General features: G+C 66.6%; 19 protein-coding genes. 9 read left to right on the forward strand and 10 right to left on the reverse strand.

All coding sequences use genetic code 11. The features are described 5' to 3' along the window. The first annotated feature begins 2 nt into the window (after positions 1-2). Positions 3-335, forward strand: coding sequence for a metal-sulfur cluster assembly factor (locus AB0313_RS00635; protein ID WP_018761278.1), 333 nt, complete (start codon positions 3-5; stop codon positions 333-335). 64 nt (positions 336-399) lie between these two features. Here the strand turns inward: AB0313_RS00635 and AB0313_RS00640 are convergent, their stop codons facing one another. Next, positions 400-1,281 carry a neutral zinc metallopeptidase gene (locus tag AB0313_RS00640; protein WP_141941253.1) on the reverse strand — a complete coding sequence of 294 codons (882 nt, stop codon included), beginning with the start codon at positions 1,279-1,281 and terminating at the stop codon, positions 400-402. A 58-nt stretch (positions 1,282-1,339) separates the two neighbouring features. Between AB0313_RS00640 and AB0313_RS00645 the strand changes: the two genes are divergently transcribed. Both AB0313_RS00645 and AB0313_RS00650 read left to right on the forward strand, forming a co-directional pair. Continuing rightward, the gene (locus tag AB0313_RS00645; protein ID WP_366302947.1) at positions 1,340-2,746 is read left to right on the forward strand and encodes an AMP-binding protein; all 1,407 of its coding nucleotides are present in this window, start codon (positions 1,340-1,342) and stop codon (positions 2,744-2,746) included. Further along, positions 2,736-3,923, forward strand: a complete 1,188-nt coding sequence (locus AB0313_RS00650) for a thiolase family protein (protein WP_366302949.1) — start codon at positions 2,736-2,738, stop codon at positions 3,921-3,923. The genes AB0313_RS00645 and AB0313_RS00650 overlap by 11 nt, the downstream gene beginning before the upstream one ends. Here AB0313_RS00650 and AB0313_RS00655 read toward each other — a convergent pair. The 3 genes from AB0313_RS00655 to AB0313_RS00665 are packed head-to-tail and all read right to left on the reverse strand — an operon-like array spanning position 3,920 to position 5,922. Continuing rightward, a complete protein-coding gene (locus AB0313_RS00655) occupies positions 3,920-4,543 on the reverse strand; it encodes an energy-coupling factor transporter transmembrane protein EcfT (RefSeq protein ID WP_366302951.1) in 624 nt (207 codons plus the stop codon). The genes AB0313_RS00650 and AB0313_RS00655 overlap by 4 nt on opposite strands. After that, the gene (locus tag AB0313_RS00660; protein WP_366302953.1) at positions 4,540-5,271 is read right to left on the reverse strand and encodes an ABC transporter ATP-binding protein; all 732 of its coding nucleotides are present in this window, start codon (positions 5,269-5,271) and stop codon (positions 4,540-4,542) included. The genes AB0313_RS00655 and AB0313_RS00660 overlap by 4 nt, the downstream gene beginning before the upstream one ends. 6 nt (positions 5,272-5,277) lie before the next feature. Continuing rightward, positions 5,278-5,922, reverse strand: coding sequence for a biotin transporter BioY (locus tag AB0313_RS00665; RefSeq protein ID WP_366302955.1), 645 nt, complete (start codon positions 5,920-5,922; stop codon positions 5,278-5,280). Positions 5,923-6,378: 456 nt separating this feature from the next. Here AB0313_RS00665 and AB0313_RS00670 point away from each other — a divergent pair, with 456 nt between their 5' ends. The 3 genes from AB0313_RS00670 to AB0313_RS00680 all read left to right on the forward strand — a co-directional run bounded on the left by AB0313_RS00670 (position 6,379) and on the right by AB0313_RS00680 (position 9,547). Further along, a complete protein-coding gene (locus AB0313_RS00670) occupies positions 6,379-7,851 on the forward strand; it encodes an ATP-binding protein (protein ID WP_366302957.1) in 1,473 nt (490 codons plus the stop codon). Between the two features lie 154 nt (positions 7,852-8,005). Beyond that, positions 8,006-8,443: a VOC family protein gene (locus AB0313_RS00675; protein WP_307305700.1), complete on the forward strand. Its 438-nt coding sequence runs from the start codon at positions 8,006-8,008 to the stop codon at positions 8,441-8,443. 90 nt (positions 8,444-8,533) lie between these two features. Beyond that, positions 8,534-9,547: a DUF808 domain-containing protein gene (locus AB0313_RS00680; protein WP_366302959.1), complete on the forward strand. Its 1,014-nt coding sequence runs from the start codon at positions 8,534-8,536 to the stop codon at positions 9,545-9,547. A gap of 28 nt (positions 9,548-9,575) precedes the next feature. On the opposite strand, the gene AB0313_RS00685 is transcribed toward AB0313_RS00680, so the two are convergent. Further along, positions 9,576-10,640, reverse strand: coding sequence for a spore photoproduct lyase family protein (locus AB0313_RS00685; RefSeq protein WP_366302961.1), 1,065 nt, complete (start codon positions 10,638-10,640; stop codon positions 9,576-9,578). Between the two features lie 207 nt (positions 10,641-10,847). Between AB0313_RS00685 and abc-f the strand changes: the two genes are divergently transcribed. Then, complete coding sequence (gene abc-f / locus AB0313_RS00690) at positions 10,848-12,446, forward strand: ribosomal protection-like ABC-F family protein (RefSeq protein WP_366302963.1); 1,599 nt, start codon at positions 10,848-10,850, stop codon at positions 12,444-12,446. On the opposite strand, the gene AB0313_RS00695 is transcribed toward abc-f, so the two are convergent. Genes AB0313_RS00695 through AB0313_RS00710 form a run of 4 tightly spaced genes read right to left on the reverse strand, consistent with a single transcriptional unit; the run spans position 12,443 to position 14,490 of the window. Further along, a complete protein-coding gene (locus AB0313_RS00695; protein ID WP_366302965.1) occupies positions 12,443-12,916 on the reverse strand; it encodes a YbaK/EbsC family protein in 474 nt (157 codons plus the stop codon). The two genes, abc-f and AB0313_RS00695, sit on opposite strands and share 4 nt — an antisense overlap. A gap of 3 nt (positions 12,917-12,919) precedes the next feature. Beyond that, positions 12,920-13,798 carry an SURF1 family protein gene (locus tag AB0313_RS00700; RefSeq protein ID WP_366302967.1) on the reverse strand — a complete coding sequence of 293 codons (879 nt, stop codon included), beginning with the start codon at positions 13,796-13,798 and terminating at the stop codon, positions 12,920-12,922. Then, positions 13,799-14,062 (reverse strand): hypothetical protein, encoded by a 264-nt coding sequence (locus tag AB0313_RS00705; protein ID WP_141941281.1) that lies wholly within the window; start codon positions 14,060-14,062, stop codon positions 13,799-13,801. Then, entirely contained in the window at positions 14,059-14,490 is a 432-nt protein-coding gene (locus tag AB0313_RS00710) for a DUF3099 domain-containing protein (protein WP_141941283.1), read from the reverse strand. Before AB0313_RS00710 ends, AB0313_RS00705 begins: the two co-directional genes overlap by 4 nt. Positions 14,491-14,643: 153 nt before the next feature. Here AB0313_RS00710 and AB0313_RS00715 point away from each other — a divergent pair, with 153 nt between their 5' ends. Next, positions 14,644-15,369: a beta-ketoacyl-ACP reductase gene (locus AB0313_RS00715; RefSeq protein WP_141941285.1), complete on the forward strand. Its 726-nt coding sequence runs from the start codon at positions 14,644-14,646 to the stop codon at positions 15,367-15,369. 140 nt (positions 15,370-15,509) lie between these two features. Continuing rightward, complete coding sequence (locus AB0313_RS00720) at positions 15,510-16,274, forward strand: SDR family oxidoreductase (RefSeq protein ID WP_141941288.1); 765 nt, start codon at positions 15,510-15,512, stop codon at positions 16,272-16,274. A gap of 76 nt (positions 16,275-16,350) precedes the next feature. Here the strand turns inward: AB0313_RS00720 and serB are convergent, their stop codons facing one another. After that, on the reverse strand, positions 16,351-17,244 hold the full coding sequence (gene serB / locus AB0313_RS00725; RefSeq protein WP_366302970.1) for a phosphoserine phosphatase SerB: 894 nt from the start codon (positions 17,242-17,244) through the stop codon (positions 16,351-16,353). Positions 17,245-17,255 lie beyond the last annotated feature (11 nt).

The following is a 17,255-nucleotide window of genomic DNA, read 5'->3' on the forward strand; positions in this document are numbered from 1 at the left end:
TCATGACCGAAATCAAGCCGGGCCGCACGGCCCTGGAGGACGTCGAAGAGGCGCTCAAGGACGTCATTGACCCTGAGCTTGGCGTCAACGTTGTGGACCTGGGCCTCCTGTACGGCCTGAAGTACTCCGACGACGACGGCGCGCTCCTGATCGACATGACGCTCACCACCGCCGCGTGCCCGCTCACCGATGTGCTGGAGGAGCAGGTAGGCCAGGCCCTGGACGGCGTCGTTGACGACTGGCGCCTCAACTGGGTATGGATGCCGCCATGGGGTCCGGAACGGATCACCGACGACGGCAAGGACCAGATGCGGGCCCTCGGCTTCAACATCTAAAAAAGTACGACGACGGCGGGCCACCTTTCGCAGGAAAGGTGGCCCGCCGTCGTCGTTGTTGCTGCTAAAGCGTGGCTGCTGAGAACGTGTCGCACTGGTTGATGTCGCCGGACTGGTAGCCGCGGGAGAACCAGCGCTGGCGCTCCTCGCTTGAGCCGTGGGTCCAGCCTTCGGGGGAGACCCGTCCGGTGGCGGCTTTCTGAATCCGGTCATCACCCACGGAGGCAGCGGCGGACAGTGCGTCGTTGACGTCCTGCGGGGTGAGGGGTTCCAGATAGGGCTGCCCGGTCTTGGGATCGGGGGTGGTGGAGGCGTACTTGGCCCAAAGGCCGGCGTAGCAGTCGGCCTGAAGCTCAGTGCGGACGGAACCGGATTCGGGCCCCTTCGGATCCTGCTGCGCGCGTTTCAGGTCGCCCAGCAGGTTCTGGACGTGGTGGCCGAACTCGTGTGCCACCACGTATTCCTGGGCCAGCGGGCCGCCTGACGAGCCGAACCGGTCCACCAGCTCCTGGAAGAACCCGGGATCAAAGTACGCGGTGGTGTCGGTAGGGCAGTAGAAGGGTCCTACCTCGGAGGTGGCGGCTCCGCACGCCGTGTTGGTGCCGCCGCTGAAGATGACTGCCTTCGGCTGCGGGTACTGCACGTTGTACTTCTTGAGGTAGCCAGGCCAGAACGCATTGAGGCTGTTCACGGTGCCGGTTATCCGGCAGTCGAGCCGGGCGTCGGCGTCCGCGCCGGTGCTGCAGGCCGGAGCCGTGCCCTGGGACTGGCCCGCCGTGCCGCCGTCGGTGAGGCCGCCGAGCATGTTGGGGTTGATGCCGAGGAGGAGCGCAATGAGCAGCACCAGGCCGCCGCCGATTCCGCCGCCGACTTTTACCCCCGTACCCATGCCCCGGCGGTCCTGGACCTGGGAGGGATCAAGCTGCACATTGTCGTTGAAACTCATAACGTCACATTACCCGCGGGCCGCAGGCTCAATCCGGGCCAGCCGGTAAAGTTGGTGCGTGCCTTTCCTCGACAAGATCCAGCGGTGGGCCGGCCAACGCCCGCACGACACTGCGGTGCTGATCGCCGGGAGGCGCCTGGACTGGGTCGGGCTGCGCGACGCCGCAGCCGGACTGGTCGCCGAGAGCAAATCGGTGACCACCCTCTGCGAAACCAACTCCGTGGACTTCGCCGTGAAGTTCGCCGCCGCCGTTGCCGGCAGCCGCCAGTGCGCGGTCCTGGATCCTGAGTGGCCGGCTTCCCTTCAGGAGGACATTGCCCGGCGGGTGGAGGCCTGCGCCGTTCCGTCCCCGGTGTCCCCGGATGACGAACTGGCCGATGGTCCGCTGGACGCAGGGTTCCTGATCGGTCTCACCTCGGGAACCACGTCCGTGCCGAAGGCCTTCACCCGCTCCCGCCGGTCCTGGCAGGAGTCCTTTGACGCCTCGATCGAATTCTTCGGCCTTCGCAAGGACGACGTCACCCTGGCTCCGGGTCCGCTCGCGGCCAGCCTCAACCTTTATGCGCTGGCCGAGTGCCTCTACGCCGGGTCCGAATTCCAGACGCTGGAGACCTTCGACGTCGGGGATGTCCACGCCGCGATCACCCACGACCGTGTGACCCGGCTGGTCCTGGTACCCACCATGCTGCGGATGCTCAGCGAACGCGGGATGACAGGATGCGTCGATGCCTCGAACATCCGCACCATCATCTGTGCGGGGTCCAAACTTGATGCCCGCACTCTGGAAGCAGCCCGGCGCTGGGCGCCCAACGCCACCATCTACGAATACTACGGCGCATCCGAACTGAGCTTCGTATCCGGCCTGGGACTGGCTCCCGGGCAGCCGGCCACCGCCGGCGGCAGCGGAATCGGACGGCCCTTCCCCGGCGTCGAAGTCCGGATCCTGGAGGACGACGGCGCCCCGGTCCCCGATGGCGGGTACGGGAACATCTGCGTCCGCAGCGGCATGGTGAGCAACGGGTATCTGTGGGGCGACGACGGCGAAGCACTGCGGTCCTTCGGCGACTGGTACACGGTGGGGGACCAGGGCTATCTGGCGGACGGCGAACTGCACATCCTCGGACGGCGTGCCGACATGATCCTCACCGCCGGCCGGAACGTCTACCCGCACGAGGTGGAACTCGCCGTGGCGACAGTCCCCGGAGTTGCTGCCGCCGTCGCCGCCGGTATGCCCGACGATTTACGCGGGCAGCGCGTGGTGGCCGGGGTTCTTCCGTCCCATGGCGGCCTTACCGCGACTCAGCTGCGGGCCGGGCTGGAGGACATCCTGTCCCGGCATAAACGCCCGCTTCAGTATTACCTGCTGGCCGAGCTTCCCGTCACTGACCGCGGAAAGGTCAGCCGCAACCTACTCCTCGAGTGGATCAGCGCCCGGGACCCGAGGGTGCGTTCCCTTGCCGGCTGACTTCCTGCCGCCCGACCGCCAGCCGGTCATCATCGCCGCCCGCCGCACCCCTGTGTGCCCGGTCAACGGTGCACTGCGGTCCCTGCGCGCCCACGAGCTCCTGGCCCCGGTCCTGGCCGCGCTCGTTGCCGACCTTGCCCTGGACCCGGCCTCTGTTGCCGACGTGTTGATCGGCAATGCCGTTGGCGGCGGCGGAAACGTTGCCAGGCTGGCCCTGCTGGAAGCCGGACTCCCGGTCAGCGTCCCCGGGATCACGGTCGACCGCCAGTGCGGTTCGGGCCTGGACGCGATCGTCCTTGCATCCCGGCTGGTGGCGGCCGGGGGCAGCCCGATGTACCTGGCGGGGGGAGTGGAGAGCACCAGCACCGCGCCCCTGCGTGCGCACCGGAAGGAGGACGACGGCGGCCCGGAGTTCTACCGCCGCGCCCAGTTTGTGCCGCGCAGCTTTGGCGACCCGGACATGGGTGTGGCGGCGGAAACGGTTGCAGCGGAATACGGCGTGGGCAGGGAGCGCCAGGATGACTTCGCGCTGGCAAGCCACCGAAAGGCCATTGCGGCCGCCCGGGAGGGACATTTTGCCGGTGAACTCGTGCCGCTGGAGACATCCTCGGGGACTGTGACGTCCGATGGTGGCCCGCGTCGGGGCCTCACCCCTGCCGTCATGGCGCGGTTCCCTGCCGCCTTCGTGCCAGGGGGGACTGTCACCGCCGGAAACTCCTGCTTTGACGCGGATGCCGCGTCCGCCGTCGTCATCACCTCCCTGGCGCGTGCGCGTGAACTGGGGGTGCCCGACGCGATGCTGGTGCTCGGTACTGCCACCTCCGGCGTGGCTCCCCAGCTGCTGGGAATCGGCGCCGTCCCGGCTGCCGCTGAGGTGCTGGCAACGGCAGGCGTGGCAGCGGACGAGCTGGACCTGGTGGAATTCAACGAGGCCTTCGCGTCCCAGACATTGGCGTGCCTGGACCAGCTGGGCATTGACCCGGATCGGGCGAACCTCGACGGCGGCGCGCTGGCTTTGGGGCATGCGTACGGTGCGTCGGGCGCCGTCCTCGTGACACGGCTGCTGGCCCAGGCACGGAGGATGGGGACGCCGGGCGCCCTGGGGCTGGCCATGATCAGCATGGCCGGTGGAATGGGGACGGCTGCGTTAGTGCAGTACGGGCGCCTCCGGCCCTAGTCTTCCGCCTCGCCCAGGCCCCGCGCGGCGAGCGCCTCACCTGTTTGGCGGGCATAGGCCACCGAGGTGATGAACACCGGCAGGACCAGCGCCCGTGGATTGCGCTCCAGGCCCCTGGCCTTCGCGGAATCGCGGACGTCGGCGAAGGTGCCCGCGATGAAGGGAATGCTGCGGAGCATGATGCCGATGGTCAGGGCGAAGCGCTCTGGATCGGCGCCAAACCGCTGGAAGGGACGCGCCAGCTGGACTACGCCGTCGAGGAGTTGCTGGATGGGAGTGGTTGCGGTGAGCAGGGACGCGGCCATGACGCAGACCAGGATGTTCAGAACGATCCGCGCTGCCGTGGGGCCGCCCAGCTGCCACCATTGAAACAGTCCGATGACCAGCAGCACGGGGGCCAGCGGCCTGACGGCGCCCCACAACCGTTTGAGTCCTGCACCGCTGCCCAGGAACAGCCCGCCCAGGGCCGCGAGTACCGCTGCGGAGATGCGCCAGTCCACAATGATGAAGGACAGCAGTCCGCAGGCAAGGACCACGAGGAACTTCAGCGCAAGCGGCGCACGGTGCAGGAGCGAGTTGCCCGGCACGTAGTTGGCAAGGAGGAAGCCGTGGCCCCTCACGGCGCGTCCCGTCCTGCCGGATCCAGGGCCTGCATGCACCAATGGCGGTACGCTGCCACCGCTTCGGTGGGCGCGCCGTCGAACGCCACCCGGCCCTCCTGGACCACCAGGACCCGTTCCATGTCCAGGGCCAGGTCAAGGTCATGGGTGGACATGATGATTTGCTGGTCCAGGTCCGCCAGGGTCCGGCGAAGCAGTTCGCGGTTGCGCAGGTCCAGGAGGGTGGAGGGCTCGTCCAGTACGAGCACCTTGGGTTCGACGGCGAGGACGGCGGCGAGCGCCATCAACTGGCGTTCGCCGCCCGAGAGTTCGTAGATGCTTTGGTCCGCCAGGTGCAGCAGGCCAAGGCGTGCGAGGGCAGATTCGGCTTTGCTGCGTCGTTCGGTGCCGTTGCGGACGGAGCGGCGCAGCGACAGCTCCACGTCTTCCCGCCCGGTGGGCATCACCAGCTGGGACAGCGGATCGGTGAACACGAACCCTACGTTCCGCCGGACTTTGCGGACGGCGCGGACTGTGTCGTCGCCGTCGACCGTCACCGTGCCGCTGGTGGGCTGGATGAGCCCGTTGACCAGGCGCAGAAGCGTGGATTTGCCGGATCCGTTCGCGCCGATGACGCCCACCCGTGCTTCGTCCAGCCTCAGGCTGACGGCGTCAAGGAGGACCTTGGGTTGGGGTGATTCCTCCGTCTCGACGGCGACGCTCACCTGGTCAAAGGCCACCGCAGGCATGGCGGCCTACGCGCTTTCGGCCGGCAGCCCGCGGCGCCGTACGCGGCGGACCAGGACGTCGGGGAAGGCCCGGTGGAGGGCTACGGCGATGGCGGCGGCGAGGACGTTCTTGATGATGTCCCCGGGGTAGAAGACCAGGTCGCTGACGAAGGCCTGCTCCAGGGTGGCCTTGGAGTTCATGGCGATGCCGAGGATGCCCAGCGTGTGCACGATGACGACGCTCGTGGCAGTCGCGGACAGGAAGAACCACAGGGCACGTGCCTTAGTGGTGCGCCGGATGACCAGGGTGGCCAGCCACCCCACCACGCCCGCGGCAATGGGGAAGGCAATGATGTAGCCGGCGGAGGGACCGGCGAGGATGCCCAGGCCGCTGCGGCCCTGGCTGAAGATGGGCAGGCCCGCGAGGCCCAGGAGCGTGTAGAGCCCGACGGCGGCGAGTCCGCGGGCGGGGCCCAGCACCAGCCCGGTGAGCATCACGGCCAGGGTCTGAAAGGTGATGGGGACGCCGAAGCCGTTGAGGGCGAGTCCTGGTACCAGGGCTGCAGCGGCGACGAGGGCTGCAAAAACGGCGATCAGCCCCAGGTCCGTGCCGTTCCAGCGGCGTCGCTCTGTCCGTTTGCTCGTCTTGGGGGTGGTTTCAGTGTTGCTCATCGGTGGTCCTGTCGGGGTTGTACAAGCGGAATCTAATGTACAGCCGACGCTACCGGGGTGGAACGGGGGCCATTTTGTAGGAGTCCCACTAAGGCCGGCCGTGGGTGTTTCCGGCTGGGCACAACGGCGCCGCCGACCGGCGGCATCCTGCATGCCGGACGAAGGTGGGACGTGGGCGGAGCAGCTGGAACCCAGCTCCTTCTAACGGCTTGAGCCAATTTCCTGTGTAGCGTTTAGGGGACCTTCACCGGGCAGTTTTGCGGGCGGGTCATACGGGAATCAGCGTGTCGGGGTACGTGTGCATTCCAAGAGGGAGCCTTCCGATTGCTCCCTTAACGGAGACCGGCTTACGGGCGGTGATTGTCCACTCAGCCTCCCCCCGGAAATCGCACAGCAACTCATGGCGGGGATCCGGCAACGCATTCCGGGTACCGGTTGATTGCTAGGCTCGGGGTCATGGATGAGGCTTTGGGGAAGTTCCTCAACGATTTCGGCGAGCTCGTGCGTCTGTCCGCCGTGAGCGCTGGAGGCGGATCGGGAAGCAGTATCCGCGACGTGGTGCGCGCGCATCTTGGGACGGATCCCGGCGAGGTCGCCGTGGTCGCCGAGCCTATTCAGATGCTTCGCCTCGTCGACACGGACGCGGTTCTCGACGAGATTGCCAGTCGCGATCCGTCCGCGCGGGTAATCGGCGTCGGCGGTGGCCAGTTGCGCATGCACACGGATCTACGAGGCATGCTGGATCCCGGTCCCCTCGGCCGCTCCTTCCCATCTGTCTCGCAGCCGGACTATTCGAATGCGTCGGTAGGGCCGAGCGAGCAGCGCCGCACGCTGCAGTTCGGGCTCCGCCTGTTCCGGTACGACGAAGCCCCGGTGGCGATCCTGCAGCGCGGGGCATCCCCCAACGATCAGCGGTTCGTCCCGTCGCTCGAGGTCATCGCCACCAATGGGGACGCCGTATCCCGCCTCTTTTTCGAACTTCGAGAGCGCCTTGAGCGGGAGAGCATCTTCAAGGGCCAGGTGGTTCTGCTCTCTGCGACCGGGTTCGGTCCCGGCCGTGCACCCGCCACCGGTGGGATCACGTTCGTCGAGCGTCCGCGGGTCCGCGCAGCAGACGTCATCCTCGCGCCGGGGGTCCTTTCGCGCATCCGGGACCACACGCTAGCCGTGGGCCGACACGCTGCTGCGCTCACGGCCCTTGGCCAGCACCTCAAGCGCGGGCTCCTGCTCTACGGGCCGCCGGGTACTGGCAAGACGCACACCGTGCGGCACCTCATCGGGACTTCCGAGGGGACAACCGTGCTCATGATGGCCGGGCGTTCGCTGTCCCGTGTGAGCGAGGCCGCGCAGATGGCGCGGGCGCTCACGCCGTCGATCGTCGTGCTCGAGGACGTTGACCTCGTAGCCGAGGACCGCAGCTTCGGGCCCAGCCTACAGCCCCTCCTCTTCGAAATTCTCGACGCCCTCGACGGGCTTGACGGAGACGCGGACATCGCGTTCGTCCTCACGACAAACCGGGTCGAAATGCTCGAGCGAGCACTCGCCCAGCGGCCGGGTCGCGTGGACCTCGCCGTTGAACTCCCGCTGCCGGGACTCGCAGAGCGCCGCGCGCTGCTCGCTCTGTATGGGCGCGGCTTGGGCTTCTCGGACGCCGCCCTTGCCCGCGCGGCCGCGTTGATCGAAGGGACGACGGCATCGCTCGCCAAGGAGCTCGTCCGACGAGCTGTGCTTAGCGCCGCTAAGGAGGAAGCAGAGCTGGGGGACCGCCATCTCGACGACGCTGCAGCCCAGCTCATGGCCGAATCCGAAACGCTCACACGCACACTCCTGGGCAGCGAACCCGCCGTACCGAGGCCGAACGAGAGGATAGTGCGCGGTGGCGAGTTCGTACAGGAACCGATCCCACGGTCGACATCCCCCAGTAACTAATCCGCTAAGCTCGGCCCCGATCTATCCATCTTCTCCTCCCGACTGGAGATGGATGTTGCCATCCTCGAACACCGCGGCCACCCGTAGTCCCCCGGAGCCCTTTACTCCTCCTGATCCGAAGTGGCCAGGCCCCGCACTTGATAGCGTGTGGCACATGCCGATCAAACTAGAAAACGTAGGCATCGCCGTCAGCGACCTGGAAGCGACGATCGCCTTCTTCACCGACCTCGGGCTTACCGTCCTGGGCAGGGAGACCGTCAGCGGAGACTGGGCAGACACCGCCGTCGGCCTCGACGGCAACCATGCCAAAATTGCCTTGCTCCAGACGCCGGACGGCAACGGCCGCCTCGAACTCTTCGAATACATCCACCCTGAGGCAATCCAGACAGAGCCCACCCGCCCCAATGAGATCGGCATGCACCGCGTAGCCTTCTCAGTGGACGACATCGACCAGGCACTGGAGATCGCGGCACGGCACGGCTGCCATCCGCTTCGGGGCGTGGCAACGTATGGGGACGTCTATAAACTCACCTACCTCCGGGGCCCGAGCGGCATCATCGTGATGCTCGCCCAGGAGCTGACCAGAGGCTGATACCGTCCTGCCATATACTCCGAAGATGCCACTCTCGCACCCACCCAGCCATACCCAGCGCCCCGCTCCCACCCAGCGCGGAGGCCAAGAATGAGCGGCGGGCTCGTCGCCCTTCTGGATGACGTAGCGGCCCTCGCCCGCATCGCCGCCGCCTCGGTGGACGACGTCGCGGCCGGAGCCGCCAAGGCAGGGGCCAAGGCCGCAGGCGTCGTGATCGACGACGCCGCCGTCACCCCGCAGTACGTATCCGGCTCGGACCCGTCCCGCGAACTGCCGATGATCAAGAAGATCTTCTGGGGCTCCATCCGGAACAAGCTCCTCATCATCCTTCCGGCCCTGCTGCTCATCAGCGCCTTCGTCCCCTGGATCATCCCGTTCATCCTCATGCTCGGCGGCACGTACCTCTGCTACGAGGGCGCAGAGAAGGTCTGGCACAAACTCCGCGGCGGCCACCATGAGCCTGAGGAAGCGCCGGCCGTGGAACGCGGGCACGACGCGGAAGCCAAGGTAGTCAAGGGCGCCATCACCACGGACTTCATCCTGTCCTGCGAGATCATGGTCATCTCGATGAACGAGGTGGCAACAGAGTCCATCTGGGTCCGCGCCTTGATCCTGGTCCTGGTGGCCTTCGCCATCACTGTGCTCGTGTACGGCGCCGTCGCACTCATCGTCAAGATGGATGACATCGGCGTCCACCTGGCCGCCAAGGACTCTCCCCGCGCCAAGCGCTTCGGGCATCTGCTGGTCAGGGGAATGCCGGCCGTGCTCGCTGCGATTACGTTCGTGGGGACCATCGCCATGCTGTGGGTCGGCGGCCACATCATGGTGCAGGGGGTTCACGACCTTGGCTGGCACGCACCCTATGACCTGATCCATGCCCTTGAGCACCCGGTGGCCGGCGTTGCGGTGGTGGGCGGCTTCCTGGCCTGGCTGGTCGACACTCTGTGCTCGGCAGTTATCGGGCTCGCCTGGGGACTCGTCGTCCTGGCCATCGTGGGTCCGCTGCTGAAGGTGCTGCCCTTCGGAAAGTCGAAAGGCGGCCCCAAGAAGGCAGCCACTGCGGCAGGGAACGGCGCGCACCGGCCCGCAGAGAACGACAGCTGACAGCAACCGGCCGCATCCGTTGCGCCTCTCAGAAGGCGTAGCGGATGCGGCAGTACGGTGCGACGTCCTGGATCAGGGCGGTAAGTTGCCGTACATAGGCGGCCTTGGCCCGTGACCGGTAGCGGACATTGTTGAAGCCGTTCGACGAGGTCTTCGACTCCTGAAGGTCGGGGCGCCACAGGACGTTCTCGGCCTGGGGGTGCCATCCCAGGTTGACTTCGTGAAGCTGCTCATTGTGGGTACGGAAGATCACCTCGGCCGCAAGCTGTTCCTTGGCGGCCGGTGTCAGGGCTGCGTCGAGCTGGCGCAGAAGTTCCTCCCAGTCCGTGAGCCAGGTGTCGGTGATGATGACGGGGGAGAAGTTCACATGGACCTCGTAACCGGCCTCCACGAAGTCATTGATCGCGGCCATCCGCACCGCCATCGGCGATGTCCGCACGTCGACTGTCTTCGCCAGGTCCGCGGGCATGAGCGAGAAGCGGATCCGGGTGTGGCCACCGTGGTTCCACTTCAGCATCGCTGGATTGATGAACTTGGTGGCGAAGGACAGCTTCGCGTTGGGCAGTTCCCGGAACAACGTGACAAGTTCCTCCACGTTGTCGCTTATCAGGGCGTCTACCGAGCAGTCGCTGTTCTCGCCGATGTCATAGACCCAGAGTTCGGGGTCGCACTGGTTGGGCTCGAGCTTGATCCCCTGCCGGTTGGCGTGCCGCTCCACCGCCCTGGCGATCTGGTCGATGTTGGCGAACACCGTGACCGGGTTGCTGTAGCCCTTGTGCCGGGGAACGTAGCAGTAGGCGCAGGCCATGGCGCATCCGTTGGCGGTGGACGGCGCAATGAAATCCGCGGACCTGCCGTTTGGCTTGACGGTCAGCGACTTCTTGACCCCGAGGACCAGGGCCTCCGTCTTGATGCGTGACCAGCGCGGCACGTTGGTTTCGTCGCCGTGCACGTCCGGGATGTTCCAATGGTTTTCCACCGCCACGACGTCGGCGTCCGGCCAGCGGGCCACGATCTCCCGGCCGCGGGGCAGCTCCAGTGCGGCAGGCTGGGCGTAGATGCGCCGGATCTGGAGCAGCCGATCGAATTCCATGCCCTCATTGTCCGTGAACCTATGGCGCCGCCGCGCCCAGTTAAGCCCACGGCATCCGTCCAAATCATCCAGGGGTGCCGTTGAAAAATGGCCCGCCTGCCGGACGGTAGACTGGACTGTGCCGTTCTCACGGCCGCTCTGCCCAGCGTCCCTTCGCACACCGTGCGCGGACTGTGGCGTTCCCTGTTGTGAAAGGCCTTACCTGCTGTGATTACTGTCCAGGATCTTGAACTGCGCGCCGGTGCCCGGCTCCTGATGGACCAGGTGAGCTTCCGCATCGACAAAGGGGACAAGATCGGCCTGGTGGGCCGGAACGGAGCAGGAAAAACCACCCTGACCCGCGTCCTGGCAGGCGAAGGCCTTCCCGCTGCCGGCAAGGTGACCCGCAGCGGGGAGATCGGCTACCTGCCCCAGGACCCGCGCACTCCGGACATGGAGCAGCTCGCGCGGGACCGCATCCTCTCCGCCCGTGGACTGGACGTCGTCGTCGGCAAACTCCGCAAGGCGCACGATGAAATGGCCAGCGAGGACGCGGATGTCCAGCGCAAGGCCATGGGCCGGTACGACAGGCTCGAATCCGAATTCCTCGCAGCCGGCGGGTACGCGGCCGAGGCCGAAGCTGCCTCCATCTGCTCCAACCTCGCCCTCCCGGACCGCCTGCTGAACCAGCCGCTCAAAACGCTGTCAGGTGGCCAACGGCGCCGTGTGGAACTCGCCCGCATCCTGTATTCGGATGCCGAAACGATGCTCCTCGACGAGCCCACCAACCACCTCGACGCCGATTCCATCGCCTGGCTGCGCGACTTCCTGAAGAACCACCAGGGCGGCCTGATCGTCATCAGCCACGACACGGACCTGCTGGAAGCCACCGTCAACAAGGTGTTCCTGCTGGACGCCAACCGCGCCCAGATCGACTTCTACAACATGGACTGGAAGCGGTACCTCCAGCAGCGGGAAACCGACGAGCGCGCCCGGAAGCGGGAACGCGCCAACGCAGAAAAGAAGGCCCAGGTCCTCATGGACCAGGCCAACAAGATGCGGGCGAAGGCCACCAAGGCCGTGGCGGCGCAGAACATGGCCAAGCGTGCCGAGCGCCTGCTCAGCGGCCTGGAAGCAGTCCGCGAGCAGGACCGGGTGGCAGCGCTGCGGTTCCCGGACCCTGCGCCCTGCGGCAGAACACCGCTCACCGCGGATGGCCTCAGCAAGTCCTACGGCTCCCTGGAGATCTTCACGGACGTGGACCTGGCCATCGACCGCGGCTCCAAGGTGGTCATCCTGGGACTCAACGGTGCCGGCAAGACCACGCTGCTGCGCATGCTGGCGGGCGTGGACGCCCCCGATACCGGCGAAGTCATCCCCGGCCACGGGCTCAAGGTTGGCTACTACGCCCAGGAACACGAAACCCTCGACCACAACCGCACCGTGCTGGAGAACATGCGCTCCGCAGCGCCCGACATGAAAGACGCGGAAGTCCGCGGAATCCTGGGCTCATTCCTGTTCTCCGGTGATGACGTGGACAAGCCCGCCGGCGTGCTCTCCGGCGGCGAGAAGACGCGTCTGGCCCTGGCCACCATCGTCGCCTCCAGCGCCAACGTCCTGCTCCTCGACGAGCCCACCAACAACCTGGACCCCGCCAGCCGCGCCGAAATCCTCGGCGCCCTGCGCAACTACACGGGTGCCGTGGTCCTGGTCAGCCACGACGAAGGCGCGGTTGAAGCCCTGAATCCGGAACGCGTGGTCATGCTTCCCGATGGCGTCGAGGACCTCTGGAACGAGGACTACCTGGACCTGATCACGCTGGCTTAGCGCACCGGCAGTTCCAGCGCACCGGTGATCCTGTGCAGGTCCCGGTAGGTGATGCTGAACATCGAGTTGTGGTCACCTGCTCCTGCCCACAGGATCCCGTGGGCTTGCAGGGACTCGTCCAGCAGCGTCCTGATTCTCCTGGGATGCCCCACGGGTGCGACGCCTCCTACCTCCTGGCCCGTGTGTTCCAAAACGAAGGCGGGGCTGGCACGGCGGATCCTGCCGGTGCCGAGCCGTGCCGCAACCAGTGCGGTGTCCACCCGGGCGGCGCCGCTGGCGAGAATCAGCAGGGGCTCGCCGCTGAGGTCGAAGATGAGGCTGTTCGTGATGGCCGCGAGATCGCATTCCAGCGCCTGCGCAGCTGCCGCCGCTGTGGGGACACCGGCCGGAAAAGTCTTCACGGTGTCGCCGATGCCTGCCTCCACCAGGGCAGAACGCACCCGGGCGACCGGGCCGGCGTCGTACTCCATCCCTCAGTACCCCTGCGCGTCCAGGAGGGCGTCTTCCTCTTCCTCGGCAGTCGCCTTTTTGCGCTTGCGCGGGGCAGTCGGCCGACGCCGGGCGGCCGGGACGGCTGAGTGGATGGCGCCGTCCTGCAACTCCTCTTCCTGGTCCTCGGCGTCGATGGCGGCATTGCGTGCCTGCTGGCGGGCAGCGTAGCCGAAACCAACAAACATGAGCACGCCGAAGGCGAACCACTGGAGTGAGTAGGACAGGTGCGTCCCCTCGTCCGTGGACGGCTTGGGGAAGGCGACGGGCATGTCGGCGGCGGGAGGCGTTTCGGAGGCGAGCTGGCCGTAGGCGCCCGTGAGCAGCGGATGGCCCAGCTGCGCAGCGTAGGCAGGGAGGTCAATGGACGCAAGCTGGCCTTCAGGGGCTCCGCGCTGGAGCTGCGGCTCACCAGGCTTAAGACGCACGACGGCGGTGACCTCACCGGACGGGGGCGCGGGCACGGAGTCGGGGCTGCCGGGGTTCTTGTTGCCGATGGGCAGCCAGCCGCGGTCAATGACCACCGTTTCCCCCGTGTCCAGGCGGAAAGGGACCACCACCTCATACCCGGGTTGTCCGTTCAGCGGCCGGTTGCGCACGATCCGGCTGCCGGCAGGATCGTAGGTTCCCTTCAGCTCAACCTGGGTCCACTCCCTGGCCGGGTCCATCTGGTTGAACTGGTCCCGTGCCTGCGCGAAAGGGATGGGCGTCGCCGAGTAGTTGGTGACCACCCGGTTGATCTCGGCGAGGGTCTCGGCGCGCCGGTCCATCTGCCATCTGCCAAGGAAGACGCAGGCCGTGGCGAAAATGGCGGCCAGCAGGAGGTAGCCCAGCCACTTGCTGGAAAAGAGGAAACGGTACATTCAGATGTCCTGCTCCAGGCGTTCGCCGTCCCCGGCGGCCAAGGGCCGCGTTTCCTTCCAAAGCCCCCGGGTCTGCAGGTAGTCCTCCAGCCACTCCCGGTGGTCGGCGCAGGCCAGCCAGGTCTTGCGCCGCTCGGGCGTGTGGATTTTCGGGTTGTTCCAGAGCAGCTGCCAGGAAGCTGCTGCCCTGCACGCCTTCCGTGAGCAGACGGCCCCGGCTTCAGATGCGGTATCTGTTCCTGCCGCGAAGTCGAAAATACTCATGATGCCGGCCGCTCCTCTCCAGGCTTCGCCTCGTCCTCATTCACCAGTTCACCTTGGAGCACTGCGCTTCCTGCCTCTTCATCCGCCGCCGGGGCAGGTGGGCTTTCAATCTCGGCCAGCGGTGCCGAATCCAGCAGCAGGTCACTGGGCGTCTCCGCCTTGTCGCTGCCGTTGGCAATCACCACGGCGAACCACGGCAGGAAGACAGCGCCCACCACCGGAATGATCTTGAACCACCCATCCACCACGAAAATCAGGATCAGGCACACCATGCGGATACCCATGGCCAGGGCATACTTGATCATCCGCTGCCGCATATCCTCCGAATGCGCGCCCGCGGCGTCCGTGATGCTGTGGACTTCGGTGTCGCCGGAGAACCGGCCCGGTTCTCCGGGCACGGAACGTCCCGCATGGTTTTCAAGGGTCACGGTGAATGATCACGCTCCAAAGGCTTCCCTTAATTCTCGCACCATCGGCAGTGCTGCCCAAACGCGCCGCGGGGCTGCCGCTAAGATCGGAGGCAGCCCAAACCACACCCCGCTATCGCGGCGCAGCCCGCCGCAGAATTCCGGAGCCCCTCCATGACTGAAACAGCTTCCGCACCCCGCAGCGTCCTGGTGACCGGCGGCAACCGCGGCATCGGCCTGGCCATTGCCAAGGCGTTCCTGGCCAACGGTGACAAAGTGGCCGTGACCTACCGCAGCGAGAGCCAGCTGCCGGAAGGCATCCTCGGCGTCAAGGCTGACGTCACTGACGAAGCGTCGGTGGACGCAGCCTTCAAGGAAGTCGAAGCAGCCCACGGCCCCGTGGAAGTGCTGGTGGCGAACGCCGGAATCACCAAGGACACCCTGCTACTGCGCATGAGCGAGGACGATTTCACCTCTGTCATCGACACCAACCTCACCGGCGCCTTCCGCGTCATCAAGCGGGCCTCCAAGGGCATGATCCGTCTCCGCAAGGGCCGCGTGGTGCTGATCTCCTCGGTTTCGGGCCTGTACGGAGCACCCGGGCAGATCAACTACTCCGCCTCCAAGGCCGGCCTCGTGGGCATCGCCCGGTCCCTCACCCGCGAACTTGGTTCCCGCGGGATCACGGCGAACGTGGTGGCTCCCGGCTTCATCAACACGGACATGACCGCCGAACTCCCCGAAGCCACCCAGAAGGACTACCTGGCCAGCATCCCCGCCGGCCGTTTTGCCGAGGCCGCCGAGGTGGCCAATGTTGTCCGCTGGATCGCCAGCGACGAAGCCGCCTACATCTCCGGTGCCGTGATCCCGGTGGACGGCGGCCTGGGCATGGGCCACTGACCCACCAGGGTCCGCCCCTGCAGGGAACTAGCTTGGCGGTGCTTATTTGTCGAAGTCGGACAAAGGATACCGGAACCGGCCGCTGGCATGATGGACTGCAGACCACAACGTTTTAGATGTTTCGAACAAAGGAAGCTTGCATGGGACTGCTGGATAACAAGACGGCGATCGTCACCGGATCATCGCGGGGCATTGGTGCTGACGTAGCCAGGATCCTGGCCTCGGAGGGTGCCGCCGTCGTGGTCAACTACCGCCAGAAGGCGCCCCGCGCCAACAAGGTGGTGCAGGGCATCGAAGCTGCCGGCGGCCGTGCCGTTGCTGTCGGCGCAGACCTGACCACGCAGGAAGGCGTCCAGGCCCTCGCCAGCGCCGCCATGGAGAACTTTGGGTCCCTGGACCTGCTGGTCCTCAACGCCTCCGGCGGCATGGAGACCGGGATGGGGGAGGACTACGCCCTCAAGCTCAACCGCGACGCCCAGGTGAACATGCTGAACGCTGCCGTGCCCCTGATGAAGGAAGGCTCGCGCGTGGTTTTCGTGACCAGCCACCAGGCCCACTTCATCAACAGCGTCCCCACCATGCCGGCATACGAACCGGTGGCCCGCAGCAAGCGCGCCGGCGAGGACGCCCTGCGTGAACTCATCCCCCATCTTGCCGACAAGGGCATCTCCCTGGTGGTCGTCTCCGGCGACATGATCGAGGGCACGGTCACCGCCACCCTGCTGGACCGCTCCACCCCGGGTGCCATCGAGGCGCGCCGCGCCGAGGCAGGAAAGCTCTACTCCGTGGAAGAGTTCGCCCAGGTTGTGGCGGGCATGGCCACGGCCGACGTCGAATCCGGTCACACCGAGTACGCCGGCGGTGCCGATTACTTCGGCAAGGGCGCCCAGGAGGCCTCCAACTAAGCAGCAGCGGGCAGCTGGCCCCCTCCGCCGGGTAATCCAGCGGAGGGGGCCAGTTTGTATTCAGGCGTAGCGGGCGTCAGACGCCGGCGACGTGGCGGACGGCGTCCAGGTACGGCATGTTCAGCGCGGCGTCGGCCACGGCACGGACGGCCGGCTTGGCGTTGAAGGCAACCCCGATGCCGGCAGCGCCCAGCATGTCCAGGTCGTTGGCGCCGTCGCCTACAGCCACGGTGTGTTCGAGGGCGATTCCCTCGGCGGCTGCCCACTCGCGCAGGTACTTTTCCTTGGCGGCCCTGTCCACGACGGCGCCCAAGACCTTGCCGGTCAGCGCGCCGTCCACGATTTCGAGTTCATTGGCCTGCCAGTAATCCAGGCCCAGCTCCGCGGCGATCGGTTCGAGGATCTGGTTGAAGCCGCCTGACACGACGGCCACGGTGTGGCCGGCGGCCTTGAAGGCGGCCACCAGCTGTCCGGCGCCTTCGCTGAGCTTCACTTCCTTGCGGACGGAATGGACGACGTCGGAAGGCAGCCCCGCGAGCACCGCCACCCGGGCGTGGAGGGACTGGGCGAAGTCCAGTTCACCGCGCATGGCCGCTTCCGTCACGGCTGCCACTTCCTCCCGCTTTCCGGCATACGCGGCCAGGAGTTCGATGACCTCCTGCTGGATCAGGGTGGAGTCCACGTCCATGATCAGCAGCTTCCGCGCGGCGGAGCGAAGGCCTGCAGGCACCACTGCGGTATCAAAACCGCTGACTGCCGCGTCAGCCACGGACCGGCGGAGGGCTGCAAGCCCGGCAGCGGTTGCATCCGGGAGGTCCAGCTCAAAGACGCGGACCTGGTACCGGTCGTCACCCGCCTCCGATTCGGAGAGCACCTCGGCGCCGTGCGACGCGAGGACGGAACGCAGCTGCTCCAGGCCGGCGGGGGTTACATTCAGGCCATAGCTGACCGCAGTCACGTTCGAAGTCATGCCTGCAATCT

It is taken from the genome of Pseudarthrobacter sp. NPDC080039, assembly GCF_040702335.1.
Taxonomy (GTDB): domain Bacteria; phylum Actinomycetota; class Actinomycetes; order Actinomycetales; family Micrococcaceae; genus Arthrobacter; species Arthrobacter enclensis_A.